Annotated in this window: 17 protein-coding genes and 1 riboswitch; of the genes, 10 read left to right on the forward strand and 7 right to left on the reverse strand. The window is 69.1% G+C overall.

Annotation, left to right across the window (positions count from 1 at the left end; genetic code table 11):
* Nucleotide 1: 1 nt before the first annotated feature.
* A complete protein-coding gene (locus KIT53_RS12395) occupies nt 2-706 on the forward strand; it encodes an enoyl-CoA hydratase/isomerase family protein (RefSeq protein WP_297752810.1) in 705 nt (234 codons plus the stop codon).
* 295 nt (nt 707-1,001) lie between these two features.
* Here KIT53_RS12395 and KIT53_RS12400 read toward each other — a convergent pair whose 3' ends face one another.
* Entirely contained in the window at nt 1,002-1,241 is a 240-nt protein-coding gene (locus tag KIT53_RS12400; RefSeq protein ID WP_297752812.1) for a SlyX family protein, read from the reverse strand.
* A gap of 26 nt (nt 1,242-1,267) precedes the next feature.
* Between KIT53_RS12400 and KIT53_RS12405 the strand changes: the two genes are divergently transcribed.
* A complete protein-coding gene (locus KIT53_RS12405; RefSeq protein ID WP_297752814.1) occupies nt 1,268-1,822 on the forward strand; it encodes an MOSC domain-containing protein in 555 nt (184 codons plus the stop codon).
* Here the strand turns inward: KIT53_RS12405 and KIT53_RS12410 are convergent.
* From KIT53_RS12410 to KIT53_RS12425, 4 genes are read right to left on the reverse strand one after another with little or no spacing between them, the layout of a single operon-like run.
* A complete protein-coding gene (locus tag KIT53_RS12410) occupies nt 1,809-2,717 on the reverse strand; it encodes a thiamine phosphate synthase (protein WP_297752816.1) in 909 nt (302 codons plus the stop codon). The genes KIT53_RS12405 and KIT53_RS12410 overlap by 14 nt on opposite strands.
* An 8-nt stretch (nt 2,718-2,725) precedes the next feature.
* Nucleotides 2,726-3,532, reverse strand: a complete 807-nt coding sequence (locus KIT53_RS12415) for a thiazole synthase (protein ID WP_297752847.1) — start codon at nt 3,530-3,532, stop codon at nt 2,726-2,728.
* 15 nt (nt 3,533-3,547) lie between these two features.
* Entirely contained in the window at nt 3,548-3,745 is a 198-nt protein-coding gene (gene thiS, locus KIT53_RS12420; protein WP_297752819.1) for a sulfur carrier protein ThiS, read from the reverse strand.
* The gene (locus KIT53_RS12425) at nt 3,742-4,842 is read right to left on the reverse strand and encodes an FAD-dependent oxidoreductase (protein ID WP_297752821.1); all 1,101 of its coding nucleotides are present in this window, start codon (nt 4,840-4,842) and stop codon (nt 3,742-3,744) included. Before KIT53_RS12425 ends, thiS begins: the two co-directional genes overlap by 4 nt.
* 32 nt (nt 4,843-4,874) lie before the next feature.
* Between KIT53_RS12425 and thiD the strand changes: the two genes are divergently transcribed.
* Nucleotides 4,875-5,729 (forward strand): bifunctional hydroxymethylpyrimidine kinase/phosphomethylpyrimidine kinase, encoded by an 855-nt coding sequence (thiD, locus tag KIT53_RS12430; RefSeq protein WP_297752823.1) that lies wholly within the window; start codon nt 4,875-4,877, stop codon nt 5,727-5,729.
* 23 nt (nt 5,730-5,752) lie between these two features.
* Here thiD and KIT53_RS12435 read toward each other — a convergent pair whose 3' ends face one another.
* Both KIT53_RS12435 and KIT53_RS12440 read right to left on the reverse strand, forming a co-directional pair.
* The gene (locus KIT53_RS12435; RefSeq protein WP_297752825.1) at nt 5,753-7,063 is read right to left on the reverse strand and encodes a cytosine permease; all 1,311 of its coding nucleotides are present in this window, start codon (nt 7,061-7,063) and stop codon (nt 5,753-5,755) included.
* Between the two features lie 70 nt (nt 7,064-7,133).
* Nucleotides 7,134-7,234, reverse strand: a riboswitch (TPP riboswitch).
* Between the two features lie 41 nt (nt 7,235-7,275).
* On the reverse strand, nt 7,276-8,217 hold the full coding sequence (locus KIT53_RS12440) for a LysR family transcriptional regulator (RefSeq protein WP_297752827.1): 942 nt from the start codon (nt 8,215-8,217) through the stop codon (nt 7,276-7,278).
* A 73-nt stretch (nt 8,218-8,290) separates the two neighbouring features.
* On the opposite strand from KIT53_RS12440, the gene KIT53_RS12445 reads away from it, so the two are divergent.
* The 7 genes from KIT53_RS12445 to KIT53_RS12475 form a co-directional block, all read left to right on the forward strand.
* A complete protein-coding gene (locus KIT53_RS12445; RefSeq protein ID WP_297752829.1) occupies nt 8,291-9,001 on the forward strand; it encodes an HAD-IA family hydrolase in 711 nt (236 codons plus the stop codon).
* Nucleotides 9,002-9,014: 13 nt separating this feature from the next.
* Complete coding sequence (gene rpe, locus KIT53_RS12450) at nt 9,015-9,704, forward strand: ribulose-phosphate 3-epimerase (RefSeq protein ID WP_297752831.1); 690 nt, start codon at nt 9,015-9,017, stop codon at nt 9,702-9,704.
* Nucleotides 9,705-9,754: 50 nt separating this feature from the next.
* Nucleotides 9,755-10,855 carry a class 1 fructose-bisphosphatase gene (locus KIT53_RS12455; RefSeq protein ID WP_297752833.1) on the forward strand — a complete coding sequence of 367 codons (1,101 nt, stop codon included), beginning with the start codon at nt 9,755-9,757 and terminating at the stop codon, nt 10,853-10,855.
* 72 nt (nt 10,856-10,927) lie between these two features.
* Nucleotides 10,928-11,794 (forward strand): phosphoribulokinase, encoded by an 867-nt coding sequence (locus tag KIT53_RS12460; RefSeq protein ID WP_297752835.1) that lies wholly within the window; start codon nt 10,928-10,930, stop codon nt 11,792-11,794.
* 3 nt (nt 11,795-11,797) lie between these two features.
* Nucleotides 11,798-13,810, forward strand: coding sequence for a transketolase (gene tkt, locus KIT53_RS12465; protein ID WP_297752837.1), 2,013 nt, complete (start codon nt 11,798-11,800; stop codon nt 13,808-13,810).
* Entirely contained in the window at nt 13,807-14,508 is a 702-nt protein-coding gene (locus KIT53_RS12470; RefSeq protein ID WP_297752839.1) for an HAD family hydrolase, read from the forward strand. Before tkt ends, KIT53_RS12470 begins: the two co-directional genes overlap by 4 nt.
* Nucleotides 14,509-14,543: 35 nt before the next feature.
* Nucleotides 14,544-14,651: glyceraldehyde 3-phosphate dehydrogenase NAD-binding domain-containing protein (locus KIT53_RS12475; protein WP_297752849.1), on the forward strand; the 108-nt coding region annotated here is incomplete at its 3' end.

The following is a 14,651-nucleotide window of genomic DNA, read 5'->3' on the forward strand; positions in this document are numbered from 1 at the left end:
CGTGACGGACGCCCCCCTGCTGCGCGTGCACCACCGCGAGGGCGTGCTGGAGTTGCGCCTGAACCGGCCTGCGCGCCTCAATGCCCTCACCGCGGAGCTCGCGCGTGCACTGCTGGCGGCGGTGCGTGCCGGCATGGGCGATCCCGACGTGCGCGTCCTGCTCCTCAGCGGCGAGGGCCGCGCCTTCTGTGCGGGGAAGGACCGTGACGACCCACCGACCGCCGACTTCGTCGACACGCTCCAGGCGCTGGCCGGCGCACTGGTGGAGGGACCCAGGCCGGTGGTGGTTGCCGTGCGCGGCTGGGCCGTCGGTGCCGGCCTTGAACTGATGCTCAATGGCGATCTTGTCGTGGCCGCGCGCAGTGCGCGCTTTGCGCTGCCCGAAGTGCGGGTGGGCCTGTTGGGCACCGGCGGGGTGGCCGCATTGTTGCCGCGTCTGGTGGGCTTGCAGCGCGCCAAGGGCCTGCTGATGCTGGGACAGGAGATCGACGCACAGGAGGCCGCCCAGTGGGGCCTGGTCTGGCAGGTCGTGGACGACGACAGGCTGGATGGGCACGCCCGAGCGCTGGCCACGCAACTGGCGCAGAGCGATCCGGCGCTGCTGACCCAGGTCAAGCACCTGGTGCACCGCGAGCAACTGGGCGATTTCACAGCGTCGCTGGCGCGCGAAGCGGCCGCACACGCGCAGCCAGCCGCCGCGCCATAGGCGCCGGGCGACCATCCGCTGCTGCGCGAGCGCGACCTCGACCGCATGCAGACATTGGACGTCGAAATTCTCGGTTGCACCGTAGAGCGACGACAGAGACCACCGGGCTGCTGCAACTAGCGCTGATCAACCCAGCCCAGAGGTCAGCACGAAGCACCCCAGCGTAGCGAGGCGCCCCAACCCAGAGATGCCGAGGGTCCGGCTTCGCCGGCCCAAGGCATCGTCCCCCCTCCCAGCGCCGAAGGCGCGCCAGAGAGGGGGGAAGCCGCGCAGCGGCGCAGGGGGGAGTTCCCCTCTACCAATGCGGAGGCAGCTCGTCCCGCAGGCTGCGGGGCGTGGTGGGTGCCTCGGGGTCGGCGCGCTGGCGCAGGCGGGCGACTTCGCGCAGCAGGAGGTCGATCTGCGCCTGTTGCCGGGTCACCAGCGCATTGAGCGTGTCCAGCAGGTCGTCGGCGTAGCTGGCTTTGATCTCCAGTTCGGTCAGGCGCTGGTCGACCAGGTCGTGGGGCAGGGGGGAGTCGTCAGGTTCGGGCATGACGCCTATGCTAAAACCTGGCGACCATGTCCAGCAGCAGTTCGGCACACGTCATGGCGGTTCACCGCAGTCCGTCGCACCGGTTTTCCAAGCAGGCCGAGGCGGTGATCACGCTGCTCGAAGGCCGCGGTGTGCAGGGCGATGCGCATTGCGGCATCACGGTCAAGCACCGTTCGCGTGTGGCGCGCGACCCCAGCCAGCCCAACCTGCGGCAGGTGCACCTGTTGCACGCGGAGTTGTTCGATTGGCTGGCCGTCATGGGGCACACCGTGCAGCCCGGTGACATGGGCGAGAACATCACCACTGCGGGGATCGACCTGCTGGCCTTGCCCACCGGCACGGAGCTGCGGCTGGGGGCCAGCGCGGTGGTGCGCATCACCGGTTTGCGCAATCCGTGCGTGCAGATCGATCGTTTCCAGAAGGGGCTCATGGCGGCCGTGCTCGACCGAGGGCCGGACGGCGAACTGGTGCGCAAGGCGGGGGTGATGGGCGTGGTGCTTCGAGGCGGCACGGTCTGCGCGCGCGACCTCATCGAGGTGACGCCGCCCGCACCACCGCACTCGCCGCTCAGGCCTGTCTGAGCGCCGCGTTCCAGCGTGCGACCGCTGCCTCCAGCGGATCGGCCGTCAGCAGCGCCCGCACCACGGCCACCGACCCCACTCCGCTTGGCAGCACGGCGGGCAGGCGCTCCAGGTCGATGCCGCCAATGGCCACCTGGGGATAGTCGCGCAGCAGCCGCGCATAGGCCGCCAGCCGGCCGGTGCCCTGCGGTGCCGTGGCCATCTGCTTGAGTGTGGTGGGAAACACCGCTCCCATGGCGATGTAGCTCGGGCTGTGCCGGTCGGCTGTCAGCATTTCGGCATAGCCATGGGTGCTCAGGCCCAGGCGCAGTCCCGCCTGGCGGATGGCTGCCAGCGCGGCCGGGGCCATGGCCTGCAGGTCCTCCTGGCCCAGGTGCACACCGTAGGCGCCGGCATCGATCGCCTCTCGCCAGTGGTCGTTGATGAACAGGCGCGCCGCGGTGCCGCTCACGCCCTTGACAGCGGCTTGCACCTCGGCGCGTACCGCGGCGGCATCGGTGGACTTGAAACGCAACTGCACCGTGGGCACACCGGCTTGCGCCATGCGGATGGTGGATGCGGCATCGGGCATGACGGCGTAGAGACCCAGGGCGCGCGGGCAGGCGGCGAAGGCTTCGCTGCGTGGGAACGGTGCCATGCCGAAATCCACAGGTTCATCTGGCCAGCGCAGCGGGTCGAACCCGCCGGTGCGCTGGCTCTGGCGCGACCACGCGCGTGCGATGCACAGGGCGTCGTCGGGCACGAAGCCCAGTGCCTGAGCCGCCTGCAGGCTGGCGCTGAATACCGGATCGCCGGTTTGCACCGACAGCGGACTGGCCTGGGCGCGCAGCGGCAGCGCCAGGGTACCGCGGTGCGCGTCCACGATGGCCTGGGCGAGAGGGTCGGTCGGGGTCATGTTCATGCTCAGGTGTGGTGCCAGAAGGGGGTGCCCATTACCGGTGTGCTGGGTTGTGCCTGCTGCTGTGGCTGCATGGCGCCAGCGCGAAAGGCCGCGCGGCCCGCCCGCACCGCGTCCGCGAAGGCGCCGGCCATGTCCACCGGCGATTGCGCCAGCGCCACGGCGGTGTTGAGCAGCACGGCGTCGAAGCCCCATTCCATCACGGTGCAGGCGTGCGAGGGCAGGCCCAGACCGGCATCCACGATCAGGGGCACCTCCAGGCGTTCGCGCAGCAGGCGCATGGCATACGGGTTGACGGGTCCCTGGCCGGTGCCTATGGGCGCGGCCCACGGCATCACCGCCTGGCACCCGACGTCGACCAGGCGCTGGCACAGCACCAGGTCCTCGGTGCAGTACGGCAGGACCTTGAAGCCGTCGTCGATCAGTTGCCTGGCGCAGTCCACCAGGTTCAGCGTGTCGGGCTGCAGACTGTAGTCGTCGCCAATGAGCTCGAGCTTGATCCATTCGGTGCCGAACACCTCGCGCGCCATCTGCGCGGTGGTGATGACCTCCTGCGCCGTGTGGCAGCCGGCCGTGTTGGGCAGCACCGGCACGGCGAGCTCCTGCAACAGTGTCCAGAAGGCCGTGCCGGCCTCGGGCTGCGCCGCGCCCTGGCGGCGCAGCGAAGCGGTCAGCATGGCCGGTTGCGCCCGCTGCACGGCGGCGCGCAGCGTGGCCGGCGAGGGATAGCGCGACGTGCCCAGCAGCAGGCGGCTGGCGAAGACCTCCCCATAGAGCACCAGCGGGTCCTGGTGTGTGAGCGTGGGCGTCATGTCCATGGCTTGTCCTCAGCCTCCGGTGATGGGGGCAATGATCTCGATGCGGTCACCCTCGTGCAGCAGATGCTGCGCGTGCTGGGTGCGGGGCACGAACTGCAGGTTGACGGCGGTGGCGAACACCGCGGGCGCTTCCCACAGGCGCACGGCGTCGGCCAGTGTCGCGCCCTCGGGCAGCTCGCGGGCCTGCTGGTTGATGAACACGTTCATGTGGCGGATTCCGATCTGTGGACCGCGAGGCCGAGCGACTCGGCCAGCGGCGAATGGCCTTGGTCCATCACGTCGATCGCCGCGTCGAGCAGAGCCGGGGCGATCATGAAGCCGTGGCGGTAGAGGCCGTTGATCGACATTCTGCGCGATGCTTCCAGCCGCAGCGCAGGCAGGTTGTCGGGCAGGGTCGGGCGCAACTGCACGCCCAGTTCGAGGATGCGGGCTTCGCCAAAGCCCGGGTGCACGGTGTACGCCGCGCTCAGCAGCTCCAGCGTGGAGCGCACGCTCGCCGGGCTGAGGTCGTCGGCCTCGATCTCGGTGGCGCCGATCACGAACACACCCTCCGGTTTGGGGGCGATGTAGAGGGGATAGCGCGGATGCACCAGGCGTGTGGGCCGCGAGAGCGTCACCTGCGGCGCGTGCACACGCGCCACTTCGCCGCGCACGCCGCGCAGGCCGTTCCATTGCGGCCGGGCACCCAGGCCGCGGCAATCGAACAGCCAGGCCTGCGGCCCTGGGTCCACCTCGGCCGGCGTGCGCGGCGCGTGCCAGTGCACCGTCACGCCCAGCACCGACATCTGATGGGCCAGTGCGGCGAGCAGCGCCCGGTTGTCGAGTTGGCCTTCGTCCGGCAGGTACAGGCCTTGCGCGAAGCGCTGCGCCAGCGCTGGCTCCAGCGCCGCGATGCCGCGGCCGTCCAGAGGCCTTGCCGACGGCAGCGACGGCAGGGCCGCGCAGGTGCGTGCGAGCTGGCCGGCAAAGCGTTCGGCCTCGGGTGCGTCCTGGCGGTGCCACAGCACCAATGTGCCCTCGCGTTGCAGGAAGACCGGTTGCGCCAACCCGGCGATCAGTTGTGGCCAGCGCGCGAGCGCGTGCTGGCCCATGCGCACGACATTGAGCTCGGTCACGGCCGACTCGGCCAAGGGCGCGAGCATGGCGGCGGCCACACGGGCCGCCGCATGCTCGGCGTCGGGCCCTCCGGCGTCGAAGACCTCGACCTTTTGCCCGCGCTGCGCGAGTGCGCAGGCCAGCAGCCGACCCATGAGGCCGGCGCCCAGCACCACCGCATCGGGTCTGGCGGAACGGCGTGTGTTCATGCGTTTTCTCCGGCGCTGCCACAATGCGCGCCATGACGTCCACGACAAAGCCCAACGAACCCCGGCGCTACACCCGCGTACTGTCCATCGCTGGATCCGACAGCGGCGGCGGGGCGGGCATACAGGCCGACCTCAAGACCTTCGCCGCGCTGGGTTGCTACGGCATGACCGCCATCACCGCACTGACCGCGCAGAACACGCTGGGCGTGCGCGGCATCCATGGTGTGCCGCCGGACATGCTCAAGGCCCAGCTGAGCGCGGTGTTCGACGACATCGGTGCCGATGCGGTCAAGATCGGCATGCTGCATGCGCCCGACATCGTGCGCACGGTGGCCTGGGCCTTGCGCCACTACCGCGTGCAGCGCGTGGTGCTGGACCCGGTGATGGTGGCCACCAGCGGCGACCGCCTGATCGCGCCGGAGACGGTGCAGGTGCTGGTGGACGAGCTGTTTCCGCTGGCCACGGTCGTCACGCCCAACCTGGACGAAGCCGCGCTGCTGGTGGGCCATCCCATTGAGGACGCGCAGGCGCTGGAGACCGCCGCGCGCGACCTGCTGAAGCTGGGGGCACCGGCGGTGTTGCTCAAGGGCGGGCATCTGCCGGGCGACGAGGTGGCCGACCTGCTGGTCAGCGGGCCTGGGCCCGCGTTGCGCCTGGCCTCTCCGCGCATCGAGAGCCGCAACACGCACGGCACCGGCTGCACGCTGTCCTCGGCCATCGCCGCGCAACTCGCGCTGGGTGAGCCGCTGCCGCGCGCCGTCTCGCTCGCGCGCGACTACATCCTGCGCGCCATCGCCGAGGGCGCAGACGTCCACACCGGCGCCGGGCACGGCCCGCTCAACCACGGCTTCGCGCCGCAGATCCAGTGCAAGCTGCCGCGCGGCTGAAAGGCGCTGCTGGCGCATCGGTCTCAGGCCCCGGCCGGCGCCATGCCGGCCGCGCCGCGTGACCGTGTGAGCGCGGCCAGCACGAAGGTCAGCGCCAGGGTGGGCAGGGCCGAACCCCATTGCGGCGCGAACTGCGCGAGCAGGTGGTAGGTGGCGATGCCCAGCACCCAGAGGCCGGCGGCACCCCAGTCCACGGAGCGGCGCACGCCCGGCAGGCCGCCGCCCAGGCGGCCCAGGATCACGCCGTACAGCGGCACGAACACCGAACTGAGCAGCAGCAGAAAAGGCTCCAGCGTGTGCATGGGCAGCAGCAGCGCGAACAGCGTGCACAGCGCGGCAAAACCCAGGCCGGCGCGGCGGATGCTCCAGCGCGGCCACAGGCTGTGCAGCGAGACCGCGCCCGAGTGCGCGTCGCCATACGCGTTGTCCATCTCGTCGAGCAGGATCAGGCCCAGCGCCACCAGGCCGCCTTGCGCCAGCAGCAGGGCGCCCACGAGCTGCGTGTCGGGCTCGACCGTGCTCACCACCAGCACGCCCAGGGCGTAGCACCAGATGTTGGCCAGGGCATAGCCCATCCACGTTCCCCCCAGCGTGGTCGCGCTGCTGCGGCCATGGCGCGCGTAGTCGGCCACCAGTGGGAGCCAGGAGACCGGCATGGCGATCACCAGGTCCATGGCCGAGAACAGGCCCATGCCACTGCTGCCCGGCCGGTCCCAGAAGGCCTCCAGGCCTTGCGCCTGCAGGCGCGTGCCGAACTGCCAGGTCAGCCAGAGCAGCGACGCGATCACCAGTGGCAGCGCGAAGCGGCTGACGAAGCGGCGCACCAGCGTGAGCATGGAACCCGCCATCAGCGCGAACAGCACACCGCCCCACAGCAGCGTGGCGAGCAGCTTGCCGCCCATGCCGTCGAGCAAGCCGCCAGGCTCGCTGCCCAGCGCCTGCTTCAGGATCGCCACCGTGCCCTCCTGCATGATGACCAGTTCGAAGGTGGCCCAGCCGATGAGCTGCGCGATGTTGAGCAGCACCGGCAGCCGCGCGAACGCGCTGCCGTAGGTCGCGTGCATCAGGCCCGCGCTGGCCAGGCCGGTGCGGCAGCCCAGGCGCGCGGTCCAGGCCAGCAGGCCGGCGCCGATCAGCGAGCCCAGCACGATGGCCACCAGCGCGTCGCGCGTGCCGACCGCCGGCACCAGGTAGGCGCCGATCTGCATCACCAGCAGACCGGTGCCCAGGCTGAACCACAGCGCGGCGTGCTCGTGGAAATGGAAGACCCGGTCGCCTTGTGCGACGGGGGTGAGGGCCAGGTTGGCCGGTGAACGGGACGTGTCGGATGCCATCGGTTTGCTCCAAGCCAAGTTGAAGCAGGTGGGCGGGGCCGGCGCCGCGCCACGGCCTGGACGGCGATGGCATGGATCCGGCCTGCTTCCCTGCGCGAGGATTACCTCAATCAGGTTCGAAGGGACTCTCTCAGTCGCGGCTTTTCAGTCGCAACACCCCTAGCGGATGCGCCTTGCGGCGTGGGCGTGAGTATACGTTCGCGCCGCAGGCGTCAGCCGGCGGGCACCAGGCGCATGAAGCGGCCGTACTTGTCGGCCAGGTACCCTTCGGCGCGCTCCAGCATGAAGTAGCGGAAGGACTCGGCCGCGGGAGACAGCAGCTTGGAGAGTGTGTGCACCACGTTCCAGGCGCGCACGATGGGCGTGCCTTCCACGTCCAGCACCGCGATGAGCTGGTGTTCCAGCTCCAGGCCTATGGTGTGCAGAGAGAGAAAGCTGATGCCCATGCCGGCCATGACCGCCTGCTTGATGGTCTCGTTGCTGGACATCTCCATCACCACGCGCGGCTCCAGCCGTGTGCGCTCCAGGAATTTCTCCAACGCCGCGCGTGTGCCTGAGCCGCGTTCGCGCAGGATGAAACCATAGGGCCGCAACGACTCGACGGAGGGGTGGCCGACCCGCAGCAGGGGATGGTCGGTGGGCGCGACGAAGACGTGCGGATGGGCGGCGAAAGGCTCGGCCCGCGTAGCCAGTTCGGTAGGCGGGCGACCCATGATGGCGATGTCCACCTCATTGCCTTGCAGCATCTTCAGCAACTGTTCCCGGTTGCCCACCTGCAAGCGGATTTCGATGCCCTCGTGCTCGTGCTGGAACTCCGCCAGCAGGCGCGGCATGAAGTACTTGGCGGTGCTCACCATGCCAATGGTCAGCGTGCCGGTCTCCAGGCGTTGCAGGCGCGCGGCAGCGTCCTCGGCGTCCTTGAGCGTGGACAGCACCTTGCGCGCGTAGACCAGCATGTACTCGCCCGCGGTGGTCAGCGCCACCTGGCGGCCCCGCCGGTCGAACAGCGGCAGGCCCACGTGCCCTTCCAACTCCTTGATCTGCATGGTCACCGCCGGTGGCGTGAGGTGCAGCACCTCGGCCGCGCGGGCAAAGCTGAGGTGGCGGGCGACCTCGTTGAACACGCGGAGCTGGCGGAAGGTGGCGTTTTTCATTCAGGTTTTGCTTAATCAAAAACCAATGAATCGTGAATTTACCTTATCTGAATCCCTGCCTACAGTGCCTCGCATGCTCGACGCCCTGATCTTTGATGTGGATGGAACCCTGGCCGACACCGAAAGCGTGCACCTGGCCGCGTTCAACCATGCCTTCGAGCAGGAGGGCCTGGACTGGCGCTGGGACCCTGCCCTTTACACCCGCCTGCTGGAGATCTCCGGCGGCAAGGAGCGGCTGCTGCACCACTGGCGCAGCGTGCGGCCGGCCGTGACGGAACTGGATGCCGGCGCGGTGCAGGCGACGGTGAACCGCCTGCACGAGCTCAAGACGGCGTACTACGAGAACGCCGTGGCCGCCGGTGCGGTGTCGCTGCGAGTGGGGGTGCTGCCGTTGCTGGAGGAAGCGCGCTCCCTGGGCCTGCAACTGGCCATCGCCACCACCACCTCGCCGGTCAACATCGCCGCCCTGCTGCGCCGCGCCATGGGGCCGGACTGGCGCAGCCATTTCCTCGCGGTGGGCGATGCCTCCTCTGCGCCGCTGAAGAAGCCGCACCCGCAGGTCTACCGCCAGGTGCTGGCCGGCATGGGCTTCGACGCTGCGCGCTGCCTGGCTTTCGAGGACTCGTCCAATGGCCTGCGCGCGGCCACCGCCGCCGGGCTGCGCACGGTGGTCACGCCCACCGCCTACACCGCCCACCACGACTTCGGCGGCGCGCTGCGCGTGTTGCCCGATCTCTCCTCGGTGACCGTCGATCGCCTGCGCGAGTGGGTCCGCCGCCCCTGAGCCCATCACCACCATGAACCCCATCCGCCTTGCGCCCTCCCTGCTGTCCGCCGACTTCGCCCGCCTGGGCGAGGAGGTGCGCGCCATCGAAGCCGCGGGAGCCGACCTGGTGCATTTCGACGTGATGGACAACCACTACGTGCCCAACCTCACCATGGGCCCCATGGTGTGCGAGGCGATCCGGCCGCATGTGCGCATTCCCATCGATGTGCACCTGATGGTGGAACCGGTGGACGCGCTGATCCCGCTCTTCGCCAAGGCCGGCGCCAACCTCATTACGTTCCACCCCGAGGCCAGCCGCCACGTGGACCGCAGCCTGCAGCTCATCCGCGACCACGGGTGCAAGGCCGGCCTGGCGTTCAACCCGGCCACGCCACTGGGCTACATGGAGCATGCGATGGACAAGCTCGACCTGGTGTTGCTCATGGGCGTGAACCCGGGTTTTGGCGGGCAGCGTTTCATCGGCTCCACGCTGCTCAAGCTGGCCGAAGCGCGCCGGCGCATCGACGCGCACCATGCGCGCGGCGGGCAGCCGGTGTGGCTGGAGGTCGATGGGGGCGTGAAGCTGGACAACATCGCCGCCATCGTGCAGGCCGGGGCCGACACGCTGGTCGCAGGCAGCGCCGTGTTCGGCGCGCCGGACAACGACGGCGGCTACCACACGGTGATGCGGCTGCTGCGCGAGCACGCACGCGGCGCCTGACGCCCAGCCCGGACAGTTTCCATTTCATCCCATCCAGCCCGAGGTCCGCCATGCCCTTGTCCAGACGCACCACCCTGACACAGTTCCTGATCGAGGAACGCCGCCGTTTTCCAGACGCCAGCGGTGATTTCAACGCGCTCATCCTCGATGTCGCCTTGGCCTGCAAGGCGATCGCGCGCAGTGTGGCGTTCGGTGAACTCGGCGGCGTGCTGGGTGGCCACGCCGCCGCCGAGGGTGGCGCCGTCAACGTGCAGGGCGAGACCCAGCAGAAGCTGGATGTGCTCAGCAACGAGGTGTTCATCCGCATGAACGAGTGGGGCGGTCATCTGGCCGGCATGGCCTCGGAGGAGATGGCCGCGCCGCGCCAGATCCCGGCGCAATACCCGCGCGGCAAGTACCTGCTGGTGTTCGACCCGCTGGACGGTTCCAGCAACATCGACGTCAATGTTTCGGTCGGCAGCGTCTTCTCCGTGTTGCGCGCCCCGCACGACGCGATCGAGCAAGGCCGCGACGTGAGCGAGGCCGATTTTCTGCAGCCCGGCAGCCAGCAGGTGGCCGCCGGCTACGCGCTCTACGGGCCCACCACCATGCTCATTCTCACCGTGGGCAACGGCGTCAACGGCTTCACGCTGGACCCCAACCTGGGCGAATTCATGCTGACGCATCCAGGGCTTCGGGTACCCGCCGAGACGCAGGAGTTCGCCATCAACGCCTCCAACAGCCGCTTCTGGGAAACCCCGGTGAAGCGGTATGTGGACGAGTGCCTGGCGGGCAAGACCGGGCCGCGCGGCAAGGACTTCAACATGCGCTGGATCGCCAGCATGGTGGCCGAGGCGCACCGCATCCTGATGCGCGGCGGCGTCTTCATGTACCCGCGCGACACCAAGGACCCTGGCAAGCCGGGCCGCCTGCGGTTGCTGTACGAAGCCAACCCGATCGCCATGGTGATGGAGCAGGCCGGCGGGCGCGCCAGCACCGGGCGCGAGCCCATGCTGGGTGTCGTGCCCACGGCGCTGCACCAGCGGATCGGCCTGGTGTTCGGTTCGCGCAGCGAGGTCGAGCGCATAGAGCGCTACCACGCCGAACCTCAGCCCTGCAAGGATCCGGCCAATCCGCTGTTCGCCGAACGCAGCCTGTTCCGCGCCGCCTAGCGCGCGAGGCTTCGACAGGCTCAGCCCGAACGGACACCCACAGCGCTCAACGCACCAGGCAGAACGACGACCATGTCCACGCAACACCCCATCATCGCCATCACCGGATCATCCGGCGCCGGCACGTCCACCGTGACGCGCACCTTCCAGAACATCTTTCGCCGCGAAGGTGTGCGCGCCGCCATCATCGAGGGCGACAGCTACCACCGCTACGACCGCCTGGCCATGAAGCGCCAGGCCGCCGAGGCGGAGAAGACGGGCAACCAGCACTTCAGCCATTTCGGTGCCGAGGCCAACCTGTTCGAGGAAATCGAAAGCCTGTTCCGCACCTACAGCCAGAACGGCACCGGACGCAGCCGCAAGTACCTGCACAACGCCGAAGAGGCCGCGCCCTACGGGCAGGAGCCCGGCACCTTCACCGCCTGGGAGCCGCTGCCGGCCGGCACCGACATGCTGTTCTACGAAGGGCTTCACGGCGCGGTGGTCACGCCGCAGGTGAACGTGGCCCAGTACCCGGATCTGCTGGTCGGCGTGGTGCCGGTGATCAACCTGGAGTGGATCCAGAAGCTCTGGCGCGACAAGAACATGCGCGGCTACAGCGCGGATGCGGTGACCGACACCATCCTGCGGCGCATGCCGGACTATGTGAACCACATCTGTCCGCAGTTCCAGCACACGCACGTCAATTTCCAGCGGGTGCCCATGGTCGACACCAGCAACCCCTTCATCGCCCGCGACGTGCCCACCGCCGACGAAAGCATGGTGGTGATCCGCTTCGCGCAGCCCAAGGGCATCGACTTCCAGTACCTGCTCAACATGATCCACGACTCCTGGATGAGCCGGGCCAACACCATCGTGGTGCCCGGCGGCAAGATGGAACTGGCCATGCAGCTGATCTTCACGCCCTTCATCTGGCGAATGATGGAAAGGAAGAAGTGACCTATGCAGCATCCTTCCCCTGAACTGGCGCGCCGTATGGCCAACGCCATCCGCATGCTCGCCGTCGACGCGGTGGAAAAAGCGCGCAGCGGCCACCCAGGTGCGCCCATGGGCATGGCCGATATCGCCGAGGTGCTGTGGCACCGGTACCTGCGGCACAACCCGGCCAACCCGCGCTGGGCGGACCGCGACCGCTTTGTGCTCTCCAATGGCCATGGCTCCATGCTGCTGTATGCGCTGCTGCACCTCACCGGCTACGACCTGCCCCTGAGCGATCTGCAGGCCTTCCGGCAGTTGCACAGCCGCACCGCGGGTCATCCCGAGGCGGGGCTCACGCCCGGCGTGGAGACCACCACCGGCCCCCTGGGCCAGGGCCTGGCCAATGCGGTGGGCATGGCGCTGGCGGAGAAGATGCTGGCGGCGGAATTCAACCGCCCGGGCCACACCATCGTCGATCACTTCACCTACGTGTTCATGGGCGACGGCTGCCTGATGGAGGGCATCAGCCATGAAGCCTGCAGCCTGGCCGGCACGCTGCGCCTGTCCCGCCTGGTGGCGTTCTACGACGACAACGGCATTTCCATCGACGGCCATGTGCAGGGCTGGTTCACCGACGACACGCCGCGCCGCTTCGAAGCCTATGGATGGCATGTGGTGCCGCGCGTGGACGGCCACGACCCGGCCGCCATACAAGCCGCGCTGCAGGCCGCGCGCGAGCAGGCGCTGCGGCCTGACGGACGTCCCACGTTGATCTGCTGCCAGACCGTGATCGGCCATGGCTCGCCCAACAAGGCCGGGACGCACGACGTGCACGGCGCCGCGCTGGGCGCGGACGAGGTGCGGGCCACGCGCGCGGCACTGCATTGGTCCGAGCCACCGTTCGAGTTGCCCGCCGAGGTGGCCCTGGCCTGGGATGCGCGCGAGAGCGGGGCCGAGGCCGAACGTGAGTGGCGCCGGCGTTTCGAGGCCTACCGCAGTGCGTTCCCCGTACAGGCCGCGGAGTTCGAACGCCGCATGGCGGGAGACCTGGGAGAGGATTTCACCGTGCGCTTGCCATCCGTGCTGCAGGCCATCGCCGAGCGACCCGAGGCCGTCGCCACGCGCAAAGCCAGCCAGAACGCGCTCGACGCGCTCAGCCCCTGGGTGCCCGAGCTCTTCGGTGGCAGCGCCGACCTCACCAGCTCCAACCTCACGAACTTCAAGGGCTGCGTGCGGGCCGGTCGCGACGTGCCCGGCAACCACCTGAGCTATGGCGTGCGCGAGTTCGGCATGGCCGCCATCATGAACGGCATGGCGCTGCATGGCGGCTTCATTCCCTATGGCGGCACCTTCCTGACCTTCAGCGACTACAGCCGCAACGCCATCCGCATGGCCGCGCTGATGAAGCAGCGCGTGGTGCACGTGTTCACGCACGACTCCATCGGTCTGGGTGAGGACGGCCCTACCCACCAGCCGGTGGAGCATGTGCCCAGCCTGCGCCTGATCCCGAACCTCGATGTCTGGCGGCCCGCCGACGGCCTGGAGACCGCGCTGGCCTGGGCCTGTGCCCTGGAGCGCCGGGACGGGCCCAGCGCGCTGTGCCTCTCGCGCCAGAACCTGCCGCGCGTGAGCGCGCTGGCCCAGGTGCCGGAGATTCGCCGCGGCGGCTATGTGCTCGCCGACATGGAAGAACCCCAGGCCGTGATCGTCGCCACCGGTTCGGAGGTCGAGATCGCGCTCAAGGCGCAGGCCCTGCTGGCGGGCGAGGGGCTGCGCACCCGCGTGGTGTCCATGCCCAGCACCAACGTCTTCGACCGCCAGCCTCGCGCATGGCAAGACCAGGTGCTGCCACCTCACCTGCCCGTGGTGGCGGTGGAGGCGGCGCACCCCGACTTCTGGCGCAAGTACGCCGGGCGCGATGGCGCGGTGGTCGGCATCGCCACCTTCGGCGAGTCCGCGCCCGCGGCCGAGCTCTACGCGCACTTCGGCATCACCGCCGCACGTGTTTCCCAGGTTTTGAAATCCACCCTGTCATGAAAAGCTACCCCTACGACCTCATCCTGTTCGACCTCGACGGAACCCTCATCGAGACCGCGCCCGAGATCGCCGACGCCGTCAACGACACCTTGTCCGCCTGGGGGCGCGCTCCGGTCGACCAAGGACAGGTGAACGACTGGATCGGTCATGGCACGCGCGAACTGCTGGTACAGGCGCTGGCTTTCACCGACGGCACCACCGCGCAGGCGGTGCGCGAGAGTCCTCAGTTCCCCGCCATCGAAGCCGCGTTCGGTCGCCACTACGACCAGCGTTGCGGCACACGCAGCCGACCCTACCCCGGTGTGCGCGGCGTGCTGCAGGCCCTGCGCGGTGCAGGCATGAAGCTCGCCGTGGTGACCAACAAGGAGGGGCGCTACACCCGCGCGGTGCTGGACGCGCACGGCCTGGCACCGCTGTTCCACCGGGTCATCAGTGGCGACACGCTGGCGGTGAAGAAGCCACACCCCGCGGCGGTGGACGATTGCCTGCTGCACTTCGGCGTGGACCGCGCGCGGGCCCTGTTCGTCGGCGATTCCAGCATCGACGTCGCTACCGCTCGCAATGCCGGCATTGCGGTCTGGGCGCTCACCTATGGCTACAACATGGGCCACCCGATCGAGGACAGCCGGCCCAACCGTGTGATCGCCGACTTCTCCGCGCTGGCCATGCTGCTGCCCGCCTGCACCGCCGGTGCGTGACGTTCTCTTTTTGACCATCCCAGGAGACTTCTTTCGTGACCATCAAGATAGGCATCAACGGATTCGGGCGCATCGGACGCATGGTGTTTCGCGCGGCGATCGCCAACTTCAAGGACATTGAAGTGGTGGCGATCAACGACTTG

This window comes from Hydrogenophaga sp. (assembly GCF_026125785.1).
In the GTDB taxonomy this organism is placed as follows: domain Bacteria; phylum Pseudomonadota; class Gammaproteobacteria; order Burkholderiales; family Burkholderiaceae_C; genus Hydrogenophaga.